This window comes from Bradyrhizobium cosmicum, from assembly GCF_032290525.1.
Classification (GTDB): Bacteria; Pseudomonadota; Alphaproteobacteria; order Rhizobiales; family Xanthobacteraceae; genus Bradyrhizobium; species Bradyrhizobium cosmicum_A.
Genome location: NZ_JASXTA010000385.1, coordinates 1 through 254 on the forward strand (window position 1 = coordinate 1; position 254 = coordinate 254).

The 254-nt window shown below is 57.9% G+C and carries 1 protein-coding gene; it reads right to left on the minus strand.

Annotation, left to right across the window (positions count from 1 at the left end):
* On the minus strand, nucleotides 1–254 hold a 254-nt coding region (locus QSV46_RS40350), incomplete at both ends, for a hypothetical protein (protein WP_314964271.1).

Here is a 254-nt window from a genome sequence, read left to right on the forward strand (position 1 = left end):
GTTTCATCGAGGTGAACAATCAGGCACTCCGCAGTTGACATAGGGCGATTCGCCCCGCCAAGGGCGTCTCGCATCGTCGGCAGTACCGGACGATGGCCACAAATGGCAATTGGTTGGTTGGGGTCTGCCAACGCGCGGCCAATAATTTTTCTCATAGCTGACGTCGCCTTGTGGGGGTCGGCTTCGTGTGTCTCCTCGCTCAGAGCATCAAGCCCGGTGATCTGCGCTCCAATGGTGTCGGCATATGGCTGAAG